Source organism: Pseudomonas sp. BF-RE-25, from assembly GCF_019956105.1.
Classification (GTDB): Bacteria; Pseudomonadota; Gammaproteobacteria; order Pseudomonadales; family Pseudomonadaceae; genus Aquipseudomonas; species Aquipseudomonas migulae.
The window spans coordinates 1-18,591 of record NZ_JAHBDB010000018.1 but is presented as its reverse complement, the minus strand read 5'-3'; the positions used below and the strand labels follow the sequence as shown (position 1 = coordinate 18,591).

The following is an 18,591-nucleotide window of genomic DNA, read 5'->3' as shown; positions in this document are numbered from 1 at the left end:
AAACAAAAAAAAACCGGCCCATGAGCCGGTTTTTTTTATCTCTGCGATCAGGCCGCTTCCGCAGCCTGCGCCTGTCGCACCACCGCCGCCAATCGCTTCAACCCTTCATCCAGCCGCGCCGGATCGATGTGGCTGAAGTTCAGCCGTAAATGCCCCGGGTGATTGTCCGGCTCTGGAAAAAACGGCTCACCCGGCATGAACGCCACATCCGCCGCCAGTGCAGGCTTGAGCAACGTGCGCGTGTCCAGCGGTTGTTTCAGCGTCAACCAGAAAAACAGCCCGCCCTGCGGCACGTTCCACTCTGCCAAATCAGAAAAATGCGTTTCCAGCGCCGACTGAAACGCATCCCGGCGCACCCGGTAAAAATCCCGCAGTTCACTCAGGTGCTGCTGGAATTTCTCGGTACCGATCCATTGCAGCGCTTGCCACTGGCCGACGCGGTTGGTGTGCAGATCGGCGGACTGCTTGAGCTTCAGCAAATGCGGAAACAGGTCCGGACTGGCAATCAGGTAGCCGACTCGCAGCCCCGGCAACAAGGTTTTCGACACGGTGCCGGTGTAGATCCAGCTGGTCTTTTTCAAGCGGCTGACGATTGGCCTGGCACTGCCGCCATCAAACGTCAGCTCGCGATACGGCTCGTCTTCGATCAGGGTGACGCCAAACTCATCCAGCAACGCCGCGACCGCATCGCGCTTGGCCTCGCTGTAGCGCACCGCCGACGGGTTCTGGAAAGTCGGGATCAGGTAGATGAAAGCAGGCTGGTGTTTTTCCAGACGCGTGCGCAGCTCAAGCAGATTAGGGCCATCGGCTTCCAGCGGCACGGTGATGCAGTCGGCGCCAAACAGTTGAAAGATCTGCAACGCCGCCAGGTACGTCGGCGCTTCGAGCAGGATCTCGGTGCCTTTGTCGATGTAGAGCTTGGCCGCCAGATCGAGGGTTTGCTGCGAGCCGCTGACCACCAATACCTGACTCGCCTCACAGGGCACGCCCAGTGCTCGCGCCTCGGCCGCCAAGGCTTCGCGCAACGCCGGCTCCCCTTCGCTCATGCCGTATTGGCCAATGGACAGCGGCATGTCGACCCATTCGACTTTCGGCAGCATGACTTCGGCCGGCAAGCCACCGGCGAACGACATCACTTGCGGGCGCTGGGCGGCGGCGAGGATTTCACGAATCAAAGAACTTTTAAGGCGCGAGACACGTTCGGAAAAAGCCATGGGAGGTCACCGGTAGCGAGGCCTGAGGAAAATGAGTCAAACTGGTTGACCGAAATTACGACAACCCGGACGGATACGTCAACATGCTTGACCTTAAAAATCCCGCCTCCCAGCAACAGGCCATGGAAGCGTTTTTCTTCGGCTACCAGGCGTTCACCGCCAAGGCCGACGAAATGCTGGAGCGTCGCGGCTTGAGCCGGGTGCATCAACGCATCGTGTTTTTCATCGCCCGATACCCGAATCTCAGCGTCAAGGAGTTGCTGGCATTGCTCGGCGTGAGCAAGCAGGCACTGAACATTCCACTGCGCCAGTTGGTGGAAATGCACCTGGTGGACAGCGTTGCGTCCGAGACCGACAAGCGTAAGCGGTTGCTGGAACTGACCGTGGAAGGGGCGCGGTTTGAGCAATCGTTGCGACGTGAGCAGGTGAAACTGCTGGAGCGGGTGTTTGCCGAGGCTGGGGAGACGGCGGTGAATGGGTGGTTGGCGGTGAATCTGGCGTTGGGGGAAAACCAGCAGAAGATGTGACCTCGAGTCAGTCTTCGCGGGCAAGCCTCGCTCCTACAGAATATTCGCCGCTTTTGTAGGAGCGAGGCTTGCCCGCGAAGGCGTCCTTTCTGGCGATATATCCCTATTGCCAAACTTTTCGTCTACAAAATCAAAAACATTATTTGCATTATTTGTATACAAAAGCATAATCCACTGCGTGCGAGTTCCTGACCAAGCGGTCAACAAATTCGCGAATGCCTCAAAGGGCCGCTGCCACCCTCATGGGTCCGGCCCTGGAAATAACAATAAAACTCTTGAGGAGTACTCGCTGTGGAAAGCCGCAAATCCGAAGCCCCGTCGCTGGAACTCTCGCCGCCATTACGCAATGGCTGGCTGGAACGCATCTTCAAACTCAGCTTGCATGGCACCACGGTGAAGACCGAGTTGATTGCCGGTCTGACAACCTTCATCACCATGGCTTACATCATCTTCGTCAACCCCAACATCATGGCCGACGCCGGGATCGATCACGGCGCGGCATTCGTTGCAACGTGCATCGCGGCTGCACTGGGTTGTCTGTTGATGGGCCTGTACGCCAACTGGCCGGTCGGCCTCGCGCCGGGCATGGGCCTCAACGCCTTCTTCACCTACACCGTGGTCGGCACCATGGGCTACAACTGGGAAACCGCACTCGGTGCAGTGTTCGTGTCCGGTGTGTTGTTCATGATCCTGACCTTCTCCAAGATCCGCGAATGGCTGCTCAACAGCATTCCGGTGAGCCTGCGTTTTGCGATGGGCGCCGGCGTAGGTCTGTTCCTCGGCCTGATCGGCTTGAAAACCGCCGGTATCGTTGTCGATAGCCCGGCAACGCTGATCAAGCTCGGCTCGCTGCGTGAACCCGGCCCGCTGCTCGCCGCGATCTGCTTCCTGATGATCGCCGTGCTCAGTTACCACAAGGTGTTCGGTGCGATTCTCATCAGCATCATCACCGTAACGCTGGCCGGCTGGGGTCTGGGCCTGGTGCATTACGAAGGGATCATGTCGGCACCGCCGAGCCTGGCACCGACCTGGATGGCCATGAACGTCGCCGGCGTATTCAACGTCAGCATGATCAGCGTAGTGCTGGCCTTCCTCTTCGTGCACATGTTCGACACTGCCGGCACTTTGATGGGCGTCGCCCAGCGCGCCAACCTGGTGAACGCGGACGGCCGCATCGAAAACCTCTCCCGCGCCATGAAAGCTGACAGCGCCTCCAGCGTATTCGGCGCCGTAGTGGGTGTCCCTCCGGTAACAAGCTACGTGGAAAGTGCCGCGGGTGTAGCCGCTGGTGGTCGGACTGGTCTTACCGCAGTGACCGTAGGTGTGCTATTTATTGCAGCCATGTTTTTCGCACCGCTGGCTGGCATGATCCCCGCTTATGCAACAGCCGGCGCGCTGATTTACGTGGCGATGCTGATGATGGGCGGCATGGCGCACATCGAATGGGACGAAGCGACCGACAGCATTCCGGCGATCGTCACTGCGATCATGATGCCGCTGACCTTCTCGGTCGCCGACGGTATTGCGCTGGGCTTCATCACCTATGTGGCGTTGAAAGCCGGCACCGGTAAATACAAGGAAATTTCCGTGAGCCTGTGGGTGCTCTGCGCGATCTTCATCGCCAAGTTCATCTTCTTGTAAACACAGGTACTCGCTTGAAAACAGCCTCACCCCGTCGGGTGAGGCTTTTGTGCAAATGGAGGAAAGTGATGAGTCTGGAAACCTGGCTGCTGTTCAGCGGCGCTGCGCTGGTGGTGATCCTGATCCCGGGGCCACTGTCGTTGCTGATGATCAGCAACAGTTTGAATTACGGTTTGCGTCGTTCTTACCCGGCGTTTTTGGGTGGCGTGATTGCGTCGATCTGCTTGCTCAGCGCTTCCGCGCTGGGATTGGGGGCGTTGTTGCTGGCTTCGGAACAGCTGTTCAGCGCATTGAAAATCGTCGGTGCGCTGTACCTGTTCTACCTCGCCTGGCAGAGCTGGCAGCAATCGCGCCAGCCATCGGTCGGCGCCGAAGTGCCCCAAGCTGCGCCGGTGCCGCGTTTCCGTGCCCTGTTCGGGCGCGCATTTGTGCTGGGTGCGAGCAATCCGAAAGACATCCTGTTCTTCGCCGCGTTCCTGCCGCAGTTCTTGAGCGCCGGGCAACCGTTCCTGCCGCAGTTGCTGGTGATGATTGCCACGTGGACAGTGTTGGATCTGCTGTGCAAATTGGCTTACGGGTTAGGTGCCCATGGTGCGGCGCGGTATCTGCGCAGTGGCAAGGGGCAGAGCTGGTTTAACCGCGTAAGTGCCGGGTTGTTTAGCGGCGCCGGCGCAGCGTCGCTGTTGAGCCGTTAAGAGCTTCGCGGGCAAGCCTCGCTCCTACGAGTTTTATGTCGATCACATTTATCGGGAACGACACAAAACCTGTAGGAGCGAGGCTTGCCCGCGAAGGCGTCGGCACATTCCTCGGGACGAAAAAAAGCCCGCAGTGTGAGCGGGCGAAAGACCAAAGAAGCTATATGCGCAGTCGCTTCTCGGAGGCGACAGCTGCTTGGGGGATCAGCTGCCGCGGTACGTGGAATAGCTATAAGGCGAAATCAGCAGCGGCACATGGTAGTGATCCTGTTCCGCGGAGATGCCAAACCGCAGCACCACCACATCCAGGAACGCAGGCTCCGGCAGCTGAACGCCACGGGCGCGGTAGTAATCGCCCGCATGAAACTGAACCTGGTAGACCCCGGTGCGGTAGTCATCGCCCTGCAGCAGCGGTGCATCGACGCGGCCGTCGCTGTTGGTGATTGCGCTGGCGACCAATTCCAGCTGCGAGCCTTCAACGCGGTACAACTCGACCTTGATCGAGCTGCCCGGGCAACCGTGTGCAGCGTCCAAAACGTGTGTAGTCAAACGTCCCATTGATTCTGCGCGCCTGCCTGCGTGGAGCAGTCAGACCTCGCGCCTCCCGAAGTCAGTTGAAAAGGAGACCGCACCGATTCGGAGCACGAAAAGCTGCGGCGAGCGACTGATTAAGACACTTTTCATAAAAATTGTACACAATAAAAACGACATTTTTGCAGCCAGCACCGCCATTCAAGGATTCGCAGTCAATCTGACGCTAAACCATGCGAGCAGCGGACCTTCTATCCATTAGCTGACCAACTGGGCAGGTTTCTTGCAGTATCACTCCAAGATGACAGCAGATGAAAAATGCGAAAATTCAGGCTTACAAAGTGGATATAAAGTTGTATACAATCAGCCCATCGCTGTGACGCCAGCCTGTCACTCCATCGCCAGGCCGCCACACAACCTGTCAACGAATAAGAAGGAAGACTGCAGTGAGCGCTGACTACCCACGCGACCTGATCGGTTACGGCAGTAACCCTCCTCACCCACACTGGCCGGGCAATGCGCGCATCGCCCTGTCTTTCGTGCTCAATTACGAAGAAGGCGGCGAGCGCAACATCCTGCACGGCGATAAAGAGTCCGAAGCCTTCCTTTCGGAAATGGTCTCGGCGCAGCCGCTGCAAGGCGCGCGCAACATGAGCATGGAATCCCTTTACGAGTATGGCAGCCGCGCCGGCGTCTGGCGGATTCTGAAACTGTTCAAGGAATTCGACATTCCACTGACCATTTTCGCCGTGGCCATGGCCGCCCAGCGTCACCCGGACGTGATCCGCGCGATGGTTGATGCCGGTCACGAGATCTGCAGCCACGGCTATCGCTGGATCGACTACCAGTACATGGACGAAGCACAGGAACGCGAGCACATGCTCGAAGCGATCCGCGTCCTCACCGAAATCACCGGCGAACGCCCACTGGGCTGGTACACCGGCCGCACCGGCCCGAACACCCGTCGGCTGGTGATGGAAGAAGGCGGCTTTCTCTACGACTGCGACACCTACGACGACGACCTGCCCTACTGGGAACCGAACAACCCGACCGGCAAGCCGCACCTGGTGATCCCGTACACCCTGGACACCAACGACATGCGCTTCACCCAGGTCCAGGGCTTCAACAAGGGCGACGACTTTTTTGAATACCTCAAAGACGCTTTCGATGTGCTGTACGCCGAAGGTGCCGAAGCGCCGAAAATGCTCTCGATCGGTCTGCACTGCCGGCTGATCGGCCGTCCGGCGCGTCTGGCCTCGCTCAAGCGCTTTATCGAATACGCTAAAAGTCATGAACAGGTGTGGTTCAGCCGCCGTGTCGACATCGCTCGCCACTGGCACGAAACCCACCCGTACCAAGGGGCTGCCCAATGAGCACCTTTCAAACCCTGAAACCCTCGACCCTGAGCCGCGACGCGTTCGTCGCCGCTTTCGCCGACATCTACGAACATTCGCCATGGGTGGCCGAGAAGGCCTTCGACCTGGGCCAGGACGCTTCGATCGACGAGATCGAAACCCTGCACCAGCGCATGAGCGACATCCTGTTGAGCGCTGATCACGAAAGCCAGCTGGCCCTGATCAACGCTCACCCGGACCTGGCCGGCAAAGCCGCCGTCCAGGGCCAGTTGACCGAAGCCAGCACCAATGAACAGGCTGGCGCCGGTATTCACCAATGCACGGCCGAAGAGTTTTCTCGCTTCACCGAGCTGAACGACGCCTACAAAGCCAAGTTCAAGTTTCCCTTCATCATGGCGGTAAAAGGCAGCAACCGGCATCAGATCCTCGCGGCGTTCGAAACGCGCATTCACAACCCGGCAGAAACCGAGTTCAAGTGCGCGCTGGCGGAGATCAACAAAATTGCCCTGTTCCGATTACTGACCCTATAGCGAGCCTTGCCCGAGCGACATTGGACGCAAACATCGCCCAGGGCACTGCAAGCATCCCAAGCCAACTTATTAAAGGCAGACAAGAAGAATGAAAGCTTACGCCGTACCTTTCGAGAAGTTCGTCAACCTGGCCGACGCCCGCCTGGGCACCAAAATCATTTCGGTCACCGATGACTGGTTCGCAGACGCCAACCGTCTGTTCCAACCGACCCCGGCCGTGTGGAAGGAGGGCGTGTTCGATGACAACGGCAAGTGGATGGACGGCTGGGAATCGCGTCGCAAACGCTTCGAAGGCTACGACAGCGCGGTCATCCGCCTGGGCGTGCCGGGTTCGATCAAAGGCGTAGACATCGACACTTCATTCTTCACCGGCAACTTCCCGCCGTCGGCTTCGCTGGAAGCCTGCTTCCTCGCGTCTGGCGAACCGGACGACAACACCCAGTGGACTGAAGTGCTGTCGGCCGTCGAGCTGCAAGGCAACAGCCATCACTACCACGAAATCAGCAACGACCAGGCCTTCAGCCACCTGCGCTTCAACATCTACCCGGATGGTGGCGTGGCCCGTCTGCGTGTCTACGGCATTCCGTTCCGCGACTGGTCCGCTGTGGGTGACAACGAGCAAGTCGACCTGGCCGCCGCCCTGAACGGTGGCCGCGCCCTCGCCTGCTCCGACGAACACTTCGGCCGCATGAGCAACATCCTCAACCCGGGCCGTGGCATCAACATGGGCGACGGCTGGGAAACCGCACGTCGTCGCACGCCGGGCAATGACTGGGTGATCGTCGCGCTGGGTCATGCCGGCGAGATCGAAAAAGTCGTCGTCGACACCCTGCACTTCAAGGGCAACTACCCGGACACCTGCTCGATCCAGGGCGCCTTTGTGAAGGGCGGCACCGACAGCCAGATCGAAACCCAATCGCTGTTCTGGCGCGAACTGTTGCCGGCGCAGAAACTGGAAATGCACGCCGAACACACCTTCGCCGAGCAGATCAAGGCACTGGGCCCGATCACCCACATCCGCCTGAACGTGTTCCCGGATGGCGGTGTGAGCCGCCTGCGCGTCCTGGGCAAGGTTGCTAAATAAGCGGTGAGGCCTTCGCGGGCAAGCCTCGCTCCTACAGGTTTCTCAAACCGTAGGAGCGAGGCTTGCCCGCGAAGACGACAGAACAAACAACATTGAATTCGGATAAGAAGACCAGCATGCGCACACTGACGATTGAACCGCTGACCAAAGAAGCCTTCGCCCCTTTCGGTGACGTGATCGAAACCGACGGCAGCGATCACTTCATGATCAACAACGGTTCGACCATGCGCTTTCATAAACTGGCGACGGTGGAAACCGCCACGCCAGAAGACAAGGCGATCATCAGCATTTTCCGCGCCGACGCGCAGGACATGCCGCTGACCGTCAGCATGCTGGAGCGTCACCCGCTGGGCAGCCAGGCTTTCATTCCGCTGCTCGGCAACCCCTTTCTGATCGTGGTCGCGCCACTTGGCGATGAACCTGTATCAGGCTTGGTCCGCGCCTTCGTCACCAACGGCAGGCAGGGCATTAATTACCATCGCGGCGTCTGGCACCACCCGGTGCTGACGATCGAAAAGCGGGATGACTTCCTGGTGGTTGATCGCAGTGGCACAGGCAATAACTGCGATGAGCATTTTTTCAAAGAGGATGAGCGTTTGATCCTCGCCCCCCACCAATAAGAGAAGGTCCGATCACGCGACAACAAGCGTGACGGGCGAGAGGTAAAGACTGTGGAAGCACATCTGTTGGAATGGCTGAACCTGAGCGTGCGCTGGGTTCACATGATTACTGGCGTGGCCTGGATCGGTGCGTCGTTCTATTTCGTCTGGCTGGAAAACAACCTCAATCGGGTCAACCCGAAAAGCGGTCTGGCCGGTGATTTGTGGGCGATCCACGGCGGCGGTATCTATCACCTGGAAAAATACAAACTGGCTCCACCGACCATGCCGGACAACCTGCACTGGTTCAAGTGGGAAGCCTACTTCACCTGGATGTCGGGGATCGCGCTGCTGTGCGTGGTGTTCTACTCCAACCCGACGCTGTACCTGCTGGCACCGGGCAGCAGCCTGACCGGCCCTGAAGGGGTCGCACTGGGCATCGCTTCTTTGTTCGTTGGCTGGTTCGTCTACTCCTTCCTCTGCGACTCGGCCCTGGGCAAACGCCCTGCCCTGCTCGGCTTCATCCTGTTCGTGCTGATCATCGGCGCCGCCTACGGCTTCAGCAAAGTGTTCAGCGGTCGTGGTGCGTACCTGCACGTCGGCGCGATCATCGGCACCATCATGGTCGGCAACGTGTTCCGCATCATCATGCCGGCGCAGCGCGCACTGGTAGCGGCGATTGCCGAGAACCGCACGCCCGATCCGGCACTGCCGGCCAAAGGCCTGCTGCGTTCGCGTCACAACAACTACTTCACCTTGCCGGTGCTGTTCATCATGATCAGCAACCACTTCCCGAGCACTTATGGCAGCCAGTACAACTGGCTGATCCTGGCCGGGATCGCAGTGTTGGCGGTGTTGGTGCGTCACTACTTCAACACCCGTCATGACAGCCACAAGTTTGCCTGGACCTTGCCCGTCGCAGCCGTGGGCATGATCTGCCTGGCTTACGTAACTGGCCCGGCGCAGATGCCAAGCGCACCTGAAGTGGCCAAGGCACCTGGCACCATCGAGTACCAGCCGCTGCCGGAAACCGCCCTCGGCGGTGGTGCCAAACCTGCCGTCGCGAAACCTGCTGAAGCACCGGTCCAGGCGGCAAACGCCGGCCCGGGTTTCGACAAAGTGCACAGCGTGATCCAGGAACGTTGCGCGGTATGCCACTCGGCCAAGCCGACCAGCCCGTTGTTCAGCGCAGCACCGGCCGGCGTGATGTTCGATACCCCCGAGCAGATCCGCCAGAACGCGGCGCGCATCCAGGCTCAAGCCGTCACCAGCCAGATCATGCCACTGGGCAACATCACCCAGATGACCCAGCAGGAACGTGACCTGATCGGCGCGTGGATTGTTCAGGGAGCCCCGACCAATTAACCGTTGAAAAGCTTCGCGGGCAAGCCTCGCTCCTACAGGTTTTGCGTCGTTCACAAATGATGCAAATCGCCCCAGAACCTGTAGGAGCGAGGCTTGCCCGCGAATGGCCGCAACGCGGTCTTCCCTGATGCACAAAATCACAAGAATAAAAAAGATCCGAGGTGTTGCATGTCCGAGCTATCCCAAGCGCGCATCCCCGACGCACCCGCCATTCAGCGTTTGCCCCTTTTGCAACTGATCCTGGTCGGTCTGCAACATGTTTTGCTGATGTACGGCGGAGCCATCGCGGTGCCGCTGATCATCGGACAGGCCGCTGGCCTGAGTCGTGAAGAAATCGCCTTCCTGATCAACGCCGACCTGCTGGTGGCCGGCATCGCCACCATCGTCCAGTCGCTGGGCATCGGCCCGATGGGCATTCGCATGCCTGTGATGATGGGCGCCAGCTTCGCCGCCGTCGGCAGCATGGTCGCCATGGCCGGCATGCCCGGTATCGGCCTGCAAGGAATCTTCGGCGCGACCATCGCCGCCGGGTTCTTCGGCATGCTCATCGCACCGTTCATGTCCAAAGTCGTTCGGTTCTTCCCGCCGCTGGTGACCGGCACAGTCATCACCTCGATCGGTTTGTCGCTGTTCCCCGTCGCCGTCAATTGGGCGGGCGGTGGTGCCGGTGCCGCTCAATTCGGCTCACCGATTTACCTGGCCATCGCCGCACTGGTGCTGGCCACCATTCTGTTGGTCCATCGTTTCATGCGCGGTTTCTGGGTCAACATTTCCGTGCTGATCGGCATGTGCCTCGGTTACGTGATCTGCGGGTTGATCGGCATGGTCGACCTCAGCGGAATGGCCCAGGCGCCTTGGCTGCAATTCGTCACCCCGCTGCACTTCGGCATGCCGAAGTTTGAACTCGCGCCGATTCTTTCGATGTGCCTTGTCGTGGTGATCATCTTCGTCGAATCCACCGGGATGTTCCTCGCGCTGGGCAAAATCACCGGCCAGGAAGTCTGCCCACGGATGCTGCGTCGCGGCTTGCTGTGCGATGCCGGTGCGTCGTTCTTCGCCGGTTTCTTCAACACCTTCACCCATTCCTCTTTCGCGCAGAACATCGGCCTGGTGCAGATGACCGGCGTGCGCTGCCGCTCGGTGACAATCGTTGCCGGCGGGTTGCTGGTGGTGTTGAGCCTGCTGCCGAAAGCCGCGTTCCTGGTCGCCTCGATTCCGCCCGCCGTGCTTGGCGGCGCAGCGATTGCGATGTTCGGCATGGTCGCCGCCACCGGGATCAAGATTCTCCAGGAAGCCGACATCGGTGACCGTCGCAACCAATTGCTGGTGGCGGTGAGCATCGGCATGGGCCTGATTCCGGTGGTACGTCCGGAGTTCTTCGCCCACCTGCCGTTGTGGATGAGCCCGATCACCCACAGCGGCATCGCCATGGCGACGTTGAGTGCTTTGGCGCTGAACCTGCTGTTCAACATCCTCGGCGGCAAGGAACGCGCCGCGATCAACGACTGCCACGCCCACTAAGACTGAAACGCACAACCCCCTGTGGGAGCGAGCCTGCTCGCGATGAACCCGAGAACACCGCGTTTATCCAGATAACACGCGTATTCGTTAACGACCATCGCCAGCAAGCCGGCTCCTACAGGGGTGGGGTTTCCTGCGCCTTGAAAATAAAAACAAGAGGGAGCAACAGATGATTCGGACACAGACAAACCTGCTGTTAGGCAGCGGTCTTCTGGCTGCCAGCCAAGCCATGGCCGGCGATTTACTGCTGTGGCAGACCAACAGCCTGAGCTATCTGTACGGCAAGGATTTCGCGATCAACCCGTCGATTCAGCAGACGATCACCTTCGAACACGCCGACCGCTGGAAGTACGGCGACAACTTCCTGTTCGTCGACAGCACTTACTACAACGGCGAAAAAGACCGGAACAAAGGCGTTCATGCCTATTACGGCGAATTCAGCCCGCGCCTCTCCTTCGGCAAAATCCTCGACCGCCGCTTCGAGTTCGGCCCGATCAAGGACGTGTTGCTGGCCATGACCTACGAGAATGGCGAAGACGACACCGAGGCCTACCTGATCGGCCCCGGCTTCGACCTTGCAGTACCGGGCTTCAATTTTTTCACCTTGAATTTCTACTATCGCCAGACCGAAGGCTCGCGCCCCGGGGATGATGTCTGGCAGATCACACCGGCCTGGTCCTACACCGTCCCGCTGGGCCATTCGAACCTGTTGATCGACGGCTACCTCGACTGGGTCGTGGACAACGACCAGAACGCGCGCGGCACCTATCACGCCAACCTGCATTTCAACCCGCAGATCAAATACGACCTGGGCAAGGCTTTGGGCTGGCGGGAGAAACAGGTGTATGTCGGCGTCGAGTACAGCTACTGGAAAGACAAGTACGGCGTGGAAAACAACACCAACTTCGACACCAATGAAAACACCACCAGCCTGCTGGTGAAGGTGCACTTTTAAGATGACCCGCACCAGTGCCCCAAACCTGTCGTCGGTGCGCTGTTGCGGGGCACTTGAGACCCGGCCCTGGAGTCAGTATTCTCCGCGGCCGCCTGAATCCGCTTTAAAAAAAAGCCCGGATTTAATTCCTGACCAGAAAGCCAACTTATCCCGGCCCTGGACGGTATCAAGGCATTCCAACCCCCCTCTCAATCGACGGCTCTTGAGCCGCCGAACGGGAGTTTTTTTGCTTTTCGAAAGCCTTGGCGCAGCTCTTGCTAACAGCACTGAAGCTGACCGATTGGATGATTTTTTACCGCTACGGAAAAAGGCGCCACACCAGAGCGCCGACCTTAAAAAAACAACGTGAAACACCTACTTTTTGGGAGCAACCGAATGAAACGTACGTGCACTAGCCTGATGCTGGCGGGATCCTTGCTGGCCGGGGGCCAGGCCATGGCCAGCGACTTGCTGCAATGGCAGAACAACAGCCTGACCTACCTCTATGGCAAAGACTTCCAGGTCAACCCGCGCATTCAGCAGACCGTGACCTTCGAACACGCCGACGGCTGGAAATATGGGGATAACTTCTTCTTCGTCGACAAGATCTTCTACAACGGCGAAAAGGATTTCAACGTCGGCCCGAACACCTATTACGGTGAGTTCAGCCCACGTATTTCCCTGGGCAAAGTCCTCGACCAGAAAATCGGATTCGGCCCGGTCAAAGACGTGTTGCTGGCCATGACGTACGAGTTTGGTGAAGGCGATACCGAGTCCTATCTGATCGGCCCGGGTTTCGACCTGGCGATTCCCGGTTTCGACTACTTCCAGCTGAACTTCTACCAGCGTCATACCGAAGGCAGCCGTGCGGGCGACAACGTCTGGCAGATCACCCCGGTCTGGTCCTACACCATCCCGGTCGGCGATTCGAGCATCCTGATCGACGGTTTCATGGACTGGGTAGTCGACAACGACTCCAACTCCAAAGGCGATTACCACGCCAACCTGCACTTCAACCCGCAAGTTAAATATGACTTGGGTAAAGCGCTGAATTTTGGCGAGAAGCAGCTGTATGTGGGTGTGGAGTATGACTATTGGTCGGACAAGTACGGGATTAAGGATAGCCAGTACTTCAAGACTGATCAGAGCACGACGAGCTTCCTGGTGAAGTTCCACTTCTGATCCAGCGGCGTCTGTGAGGACGCCTTCGCGGGCAAGCCATGCTCCTACAGGTTTTGTGCCGTTCGCCCATTATGTGAACGACACAAAACCTGTAGGAGCATGGCTTGCCCGCGAAGGTCGCGCCGCCGATCTCAAGCCGGAATCACCGGCTGCACCAACCCAAGAAACCGACACAACTCATCCTTCTTGGCCAACGCATCACGCCGCCCCAGATCTATCAACTCGCTGCAATACCCCGCCTCGAACAGCAGGTAACTCAACACCCCCGCCCCACTGGTCTTGGTCGCCCCCGGACCGCGCAGAAACAGACGCAGCGCTGCCGGCAACTCCTGGCGATGTCGCGCAGCAATCTCATCAATCGGCTGGCTCGGCGAAATCACCAGCACCTCCACCGGCGCTACGCCGAGCGTGCGGGTCGGCGTGCCGGCGGGCATCAGATGGCTGAACTGATTCAAGCGCTGCAGCAGTTCGATGTCACTTTCCAGGCTGTCAATGAACGTACTGTTGAGCATGTGACCGCCGATCTGCGCGAGCGTCGGTTGCTGCCCGGTATAGGCCCGTTGCAGCGGTCGCTCCGGGTCTACACCGCGCGGGTTGCCACTGACGCCCACTACCAGCACGCGGCTGGCCCCCAGGTGCAGGGCCGGGCTGATCGGTGCCGATTGGCGCACCGCGCCGTCACCGAAATATTCCTCGCCGATTTTTACCGGGGCGAACAGCAGCGGGATGGCGGAGCTGGCGAGCAAGTGCTCGACGGTCAACTGCGTGGGAACGCCGATGCGCCGATGGCGCAACCAGGCGTCGATGGTGCCGCCGCCCTGATAGAAGGTGACCGCCTGACCTGATTCGTAACCGAACGCGGTGACCGCCACGGCCTTCAACTGCTTCTGCGCGATGGCTTCGGCGATGCCGGTCATGTGCAATTTATCGTTGAGCAACCCGCGCAGCGGCGAGCTGTTGAGCAGGGCCACAGGCACCTGAGCGCCGATGCCGAGCAGACTGTGGCTGACAAACCGGCTGGCCTGACGGATCACGCCCGGCCAGTCGCTGCGCAAAACCAGATGGCTACGAAACCCTTGCCAGAAAGCGGTCAGGCGTTCGATGGCATTGCGAAAGTCCATCGCCCCGCTGGCGAGGCTGACCGCATTGATCGCCCCGGCCGAGGTGCCGACGATCACCGGGAACGGATTGTTTGCCCCCACCGGCAGCAATTCGGCAATCGCTGCCAGCACGCCGACCTGATAGGCCGCCCGAGCCCCGCCGCCGGAAAGAATCAACCCTGTAACCGGTTCGCCTGGACTCATGCACAACTCTCCATGGTGCTAGTTGGAATTTTCCATTCCCCTGTACCTGTAGGAGCGAGCTTGCTCGCGATGGTCATAAGGACGCCGCGGGGTATCAGGTTCCCCGCGTTAGCGTTGACCACCATCGCGAGCAAGCTCGCTCCTACACAGGGGATCGTGGTTCAGCCGCGTTTTGCGTACAACTTGGGTTCGCCCGGCGGACGACTCTTGAAGCGGCGATGGGCCCAGAGGTATTGCTCCGGGCAGTCGCGCAAGACGCCTTCGATCCATTGGTTGATTCGCAGGCAATCGGCCTCTTCGGTCTCGCCAGGGAAACCTTCGAGCGGCGCATGGATCACCAAGCGATAACCGCTGCCGTCCGCCAGACGCTCTTGCGTGAACGGCACCACCAGCGCCTTGCCCAGCCGAGCAAACTTGCTGGTGGCAGTGACGGTCGCGGCCTGAATCCCGAACAGCGGCACGAAGATGCTTTGCTTGGCGCCGTAGTCCTGATCCGGCGCGTACCAGATCGCCCGGCCGGCCCGCAGCAGTTTGAGCATGCCGCGCACGTCTTCACGCTCCACGGCCAGCGAGTCGAGGTTGTGTCGCTCACGGCCATTGCGCTGGATGTAATCGAACAGCGGGTTCTTGTGCTCGCGGTACATGCCGTCGATGGTGTGTTGCTGGCCGAGCAATGCCGCGCCGATTTCCAGCGTGGTGAAATGCACGGCCATCAGAATCACGCCCTTGCCTTCGCGCTGGGCTTTTTTCAGGTGCTCCAGCCCTTCGACATGCGCCAACCTGGCCAGGCGCTCCCGCGACCACCACCAGCTCATGGCCATTTCAAAGAACGCGATGCCGGTGGAGGCAAAGTTTTCCTTGAGCAGGCGCTTGCGCTCGGCAGCGGATTTTTCCGGGAAGCACAGCTCCAGGTTGCGCTTGGCGATGCGCCGTCGGTCGCCCGCCGCGCGATACATCAATGCACCGAGGGCACGACCAATAAACAGCAGCGCCGGGTAAGGTAACTGAACGATCAGCCACAACAGCCCCAAGCCGCACCACAGCGGCCAGAAACGCGGCATCAGAAATGTTTTTTGAAAACGCGGGCGATCCATTAAAGGTTCCGGAAAGACAATGGCCGCGCATTCTACATCGTTCGACCCGGCTTGCGGCTCGCGAGCGTTCTCGTTATAAGTCTCGGCACTTTTAGTGACAAGCCGTTGTATGCCGACCATGAGCCAAATCGAACCGCAAGACCAGGATCCCGTGTTCCAGTTGAAGGGCAGCATGCTCGCCATTACCGTGCTGGAGCTGGCCCGCAACGACCTCGAAAGCCTTGATCGGCAATTGGCCGCCAAGGTCGCCCAAGCGCCTGGCTTTTTCAGCAACGCGCCGCTGGTACTGGCGCTGGACAAGCTTCCGGCCAGCGAAGGCGCGGTCGATCTGCCAGGCTTGATGCGCGTCTGCCGCCAGCACGGCCTGCGCACGCTGGCGATCCGCGCCAGTCGCATCGAAGACATCGCCGCCGCCATCGCGGTCGACCTGCCGGTGCTGCCGCCCTCCGGCGCCCGCGAGCGTGCGCTGGACCCGCTTGAAGGCACCGTGGCGAAGAAACCGGAAAAACCCGCTGAACCGACGATAAAACCGACGAAAATCATCACCTCGCCGGTACGGGGCGGCCAGCAGATTTATGCCCAGGGTTGCGACCTCGTCGTGATCTCTTCGGTCAGCCCGGGGGCGGAACTTCTCGCCGACGGCAACATCCATGTATACGGACCGATGCGCGGTCGTGTATTGGCCGGGGTCAAAGGCGACACGAAAGCCAGGATTTTCTGTCAGCAAATGAGCGCTGAACTGGTCTCCATCGCAGGCCACTACAAGGTTTCGGAAGATCTGCGTCGCGATCCTTTGTGGGGCGCGGGTGTACAGGTCAGCCTGTCGGGCGATGTGTTGAACATCATTCGGCTTTAACGGATACTGCCGCATTTTCCAAGCATCTCTAAAACGTAGCGAAAACGGCTCAAACGAAGTAGGAAAAAGGCCTAAAGCAGTGTTTACCGGGGGTAAGCGCGGTTCAGGACCGGATTCCAGCCAAGCTGTCCGACTGCAGTCGTTTTTCCAGAGATGTTTTTCAGGGGCTAAATGTCCTTTTTCCTTAGGGGTGAAACACCTTGGCCAAGATTCTCGTGGTTACATCCGGCAAGGGTGGTGTGGGTAAGACCACCACCAGTGCTGCTATCGGTACCGGCCTCGCACTGCGCGGTCACAAAACAGTTATCGTCGACTTCGACGTCGGCTTGCGTAACCTCGACCTGATCATGGGTTGCGAGCGTCGCGTCGTGTATGACTTCGTCAACGTGGTTAACGGCGAAGCCAACCTGCAACAGGCCCTGATCAAAGACAAACGCCTGGAAAACCTCTACGTACTGGCCGCCAGTCAGACCCGCGACAAAGACGCGCTGACTGTCGAAGGCGTGGAAAAAGTCCTGATGGCGTTGAAAGAAGACTTCGAATTCGTGGTCTGCGACTCCCCGGCCGGCATCGAGAAAGGTGCTCACCTGGCCATGTACTTCGCCGATGAAGCGATCGTCGTGACCAACCCGGAAGTCTCCTCGGTTCGTGACTCGGACCGCATGCTGGGCCTGCTGGCCAGCAAATCGCGTCGCGCCGAAAACGGCGAAGACCCGATCAAGGAACACTTGCTGTTGACCCGTTACAACCCGCAACGCGTCAGTGATGGCGAGATGCTCGGCGTCGAAGACGTGAAAGAGATTCTGGCCGTGACCCTGCTGGGCGTCATTCCGGAATCCCAAGCGGTACTCAAGGCTTCCAACTCCGGTGTACCCGTAATTCTTGACGACCAGAGCGACGCCGGTCAGGCGTACAGCGATGCAGTCGAACGTCTGCTGGGTAAAACCGTAGAACATCGATTCCTCGATGTGCAGAAGAAAGGATTCTTTGCGAGTTTGTTTGGAGGTCGGTAATGAACATTTTTGACTTCTTTCGCGCCAACAAGAAGCCAAGTACTGCGTCGGTAGCGAAAGAGCGTCTACAGATCATCGTGGCGCATGAACGCGGCCAACGCAGTACGCCGGATTACTTGCCAGCCTTGCAGAAAGAGCTGGTCGAAGTCATCCGCAAGTACGTCAATATCGGGTCCGATGACGTGCATGTCGCCCTGGAAAACCAGGGTAGCTGCTCGATTCTGGAACTCAATATCACCCTGCCGGATCGCTGAGTCGATCCGTCGGGAGCCACGGCGGCTCAGGCTTTTGCAGCTCCTTGTAGGAGCGAAGCTTGCTCGCGAAGGTGTGTCAGTCGACATTAACGTTGCTGACACACCTTCGCGAGCAAGCTTCGCTCCTACAAGAGCCCTGAAAGCCTGAGTCGCCGTTGGCGTTTGTTACGAGGCTGTTTAATGCCGCTGTCCAACGTCCACATCATCCATCAGGACGCCGCCGTACTGGTGGTGAATAAACCGACCCTGTTGCTTTCCGTCCCTGGCCGGGCCGATGACAACAAGGATTGCCTGATCACCCGCCTGCAAGAAAACGGCTACCCCGAAGCCCGCATCGTCCATCGCCTGGACTGGGAAACCTCCGGCATCATTCTGCTGGCCCGTGACCCGGACACCCATCGCGAATTGTCTCGGCAATTTCACGACCGTGAAACCGAAAAGGCCTACACCGCACTTTGCTGGGGCCAGCCGGAACTGGACAGCGGCAGCATCGACCTGCCCCTGCGCTACGACCCGCCGACCAAGCCGCGCCATGTGGTGGATTTCGAGTTCGGCAAAAACGCCCTGACATTCTGGCGCGTACTGGAACGATGCGGCGACTGGTGCCGCGTTGAACTGACGCCGATCACCGGCCGCTCCCATCAGTTGCGCGTGCACATGCTCTCCATCGGCCACCCGCTGCTGGGTGACGGGCTCTATGCCCACGAGCAGGCGCTGGCCGCCTGGCCACGGCTGTGCCTGCACGCGAGCATGCTCAGCTTCACTCATCCGCAGACCGGTGAACGCCTGCGCTTCGAGTGCCCGGCACCGTTCTAAGCGGAAAAAGCCGAATCTGTAGGAGCGAGGCTTGCCCGCGAAAGCGGAGTGCCAATCGACATCAACTTTGATTGAC

General features: G+C 59.3%; 19 protein-coding genes. 15 read left to right on the top strand and 4 right to left on the bottom strand.

The genetic code is table 11. From position 1 onward, the window contains the following. Positions 1-47: 47 nt before the first annotated feature. Positions 48-1,214: a PLP-dependent aminotransferase family protein gene (locus tag KGB24_RS09985; RefSeq protein WP_223414378.1), complete on the bottom strand. Its 1,167-nt coding sequence runs from the start codon at positions 1,212-1,214 to the stop codon at positions 48-50. An 83-nt stretch (positions 1,215-1,297) separates the two neighbouring features. On the opposite strand from KGB24_RS09985, the gene KGB24_RS09980 reads away from it, so the two are divergent. The 3 genes from KGB24_RS09980 (at position 1,298) to KGB24_RS09970 (ending at position 4,077) form a co-directional block, all read left to right on the top strand. Continuing rightward, positions 1,298-1,741: a MarR family winged helix-turn-helix transcriptional regulator gene (locus KGB24_RS09980; protein ID WP_192227312.1), complete on the top strand. Its 444-nt coding sequence runs from the start codon at positions 1,298-1,300 to the stop codon at positions 1,739-1,741. A gap of 291 nt (positions 1,742-2,032) precedes the next feature. Beyond that, entirely contained in the window at positions 2,033-3,382 is a 1,350-nt protein-coding gene (locus tag KGB24_RS09975; RefSeq protein WP_008031464.1) for an NCS2 family permease, read from the top strand. Between the two features lie 68 nt (positions 3,383-3,450). Continuing rightward, positions 3,451-4,077: a LysE family translocator gene (locus KGB24_RS09970; protein WP_008031463.1), complete on the top strand. Its 627-nt coding sequence runs from the start codon at positions 3,451-3,453 to the stop codon at positions 4,075-4,077. A gap of 204 nt (positions 4,078-4,281) precedes the next feature. Here KGB24_RS09970 and uraH read toward each other — a convergent pair whose 3' ends face one another. Next, positions 4,282-4,635 (bottom strand): hydroxyisourate hydrolase, encoded by a 354-nt coding sequence (uraH, locus tag KGB24_RS09965; RefSeq protein ID WP_008031462.1) that lies wholly within the window; start codon positions 4,633-4,635, stop codon positions 4,282-4,284. A gap of 419 nt (positions 4,636-5,054) precedes the next feature. On the opposite strand from uraH, the gene puuE reads away from it, so the two are divergent. The 8 genes from puuE to KGB24_RS09925 all read left to right on the top strand — a co-directional run bounded on the left by puuE (position 5,055) and on the right by KGB24_RS09925 (position 13,178). Continuing rightward, a complete protein-coding gene (puuE, locus tag KGB24_RS09960) occupies positions 5,055-5,981 on the top strand; it encodes an allantoinase PuuE (RefSeq protein ID WP_008031461.1) in 927 nt (308 codons plus the stop codon). Beyond that, positions 5,978-6,493, top strand: coding sequence for a 2-oxo-4-hydroxy-4-carboxy-5-ureidoimidazoline decarboxylase (uraD, locus tag KGB24_RS09955; protein ID WP_223414379.1), 516 nt, complete (start codon positions 5,978-5,980; stop codon positions 6,491-6,493). Before puuE ends, uraD begins: the two co-directional genes overlap by 4 nt. Positions 6,494-6,581: 88 nt before the next feature. Then, positions 6,582-7,577 carry an allantoicase gene (gene alc / locus KGB24_RS09950; RefSeq protein ID WP_008031459.1) on the top strand — a complete coding sequence of 332 codons (996 nt, stop codon included), beginning with the start codon at positions 6,582-6,584 and terminating at the stop codon, positions 7,575-7,577. Between the two features lie 116 nt (positions 7,578-7,693). Next, positions 7,694-8,197, top strand: a complete 504-nt coding sequence (locus tag KGB24_RS09945; RefSeq protein ID WP_007988150.1) for an ureidoglycolate lyase — start codon at positions 7,694-7,696, stop codon at positions 8,195-8,197. 51 nt (positions 8,198-8,248) lie between these two features. Then, positions 8,249-9,541, top strand: a complete 1,293-nt coding sequence (locus KGB24_RS09940) for a urate hydroxylase PuuD (RefSeq protein WP_223414381.1) — start codon at positions 8,249-8,251, stop codon at positions 9,539-9,541. A gap of 168 nt (positions 9,542-9,709) precedes the next feature. Continuing rightward, on the top strand, positions 9,710-11,062 hold the full coding sequence (locus KGB24_RS09935) for a nucleobase:cation symporter-2 family protein (RefSeq protein ID WP_223414382.1): 1,353 nt from the start codon (positions 9,710-9,712) through the stop codon (positions 11,060-11,062). Positions 11,063-11,231: 169 nt separating this feature from the next. Beyond that, positions 11,232-12,017: an outer membrane protein OmpK gene (locus KGB24_RS09930; RefSeq protein WP_223414383.1), complete on the top strand. Its 786-nt coding sequence runs from the start codon at positions 11,232-11,234 to the stop codon at positions 12,015-12,017. A 375-nt stretch (positions 12,018-12,392) separates the two neighbouring features. Further along, positions 12,393-13,178, top strand: a complete 786-nt coding sequence (locus tag KGB24_RS09925) for an outer membrane protein OmpK (protein ID WP_192227308.1) — start codon at positions 12,393-12,395, stop codon at positions 13,176-13,178. A 131-nt stretch (positions 13,179-13,309) separates the two neighbouring features. Here KGB24_RS09925 and KGB24_RS09920 read toward each other — a convergent pair whose 3' ends face one another. Continuing rightward, positions 13,310-14,482: a patatin-like phospholipase family protein gene (locus KGB24_RS09920; RefSeq protein ID WP_223414384.1), complete on the bottom strand. Its 1,173-nt coding sequence runs from the start codon at positions 14,480-14,482 to the stop codon at positions 13,310-13,312. Positions 14,483-14,643: 161 nt separating this feature from the next. Beyond that, the gene (locus KGB24_RS09915) at positions 14,644-15,576 is read right to left on the bottom strand and encodes a lipid A biosynthesis lauroyl acyltransferase (RefSeq protein ID WP_008031451.1); all 933 of its coding nucleotides are present in this window, start codon (positions 15,574-15,576) and stop codon (positions 14,644-14,646) included. A 118-nt stretch (positions 15,577-15,694) separates the two neighbouring features. Here KGB24_RS09915 and minC point away from each other — a divergent pair, with 118 nt between their 5' ends. The 4 genes from minC (at position 15,695) to KGB24_RS09895 (ending at position 18,515) form a co-directional block, all read left to right on the top strand. Continuing rightward, positions 15,695-16,432, top strand: coding sequence for a septum site-determining protein MinC (minC, locus tag KGB24_RS09910; RefSeq protein ID WP_032832547.1), 738 nt, complete (start codon positions 15,695-15,697; stop codon positions 16,430-16,432). A 200-nt stretch (positions 16,433-16,632) separates the two neighbouring features. After that, the gene (minD, locus tag KGB24_RS09905; protein WP_008031445.1) at positions 16,633-17,445 is read left to right on the top strand and encodes a septum site-determining protein MinD; all 813 of its coding nucleotides are present in this window, start codon (positions 16,633-16,635) and stop codon (positions 17,443-17,445) included. Beyond that, entirely contained in the window at positions 17,445-17,699 is a 255-nt protein-coding gene (gene minE, locus KGB24_RS09900; RefSeq protein WP_007944431.1) for a cell division topological specificity factor MinE, read from the top strand. The genes minD and minE overlap by 1 nt, the downstream gene beginning before the upstream one ends. A gap of 180 nt (positions 17,700-17,879) precedes the next feature. Next, positions 17,880-18,515: an RluA family pseudouridine synthase gene (locus KGB24_RS09895; protein ID WP_008031443.1), complete on the top strand. Its 636-nt coding sequence runs from the start codon at positions 17,880-17,882 to the stop codon at positions 18,513-18,515. Positions 18,516-18,591 lie beyond the last annotated feature (76 nt).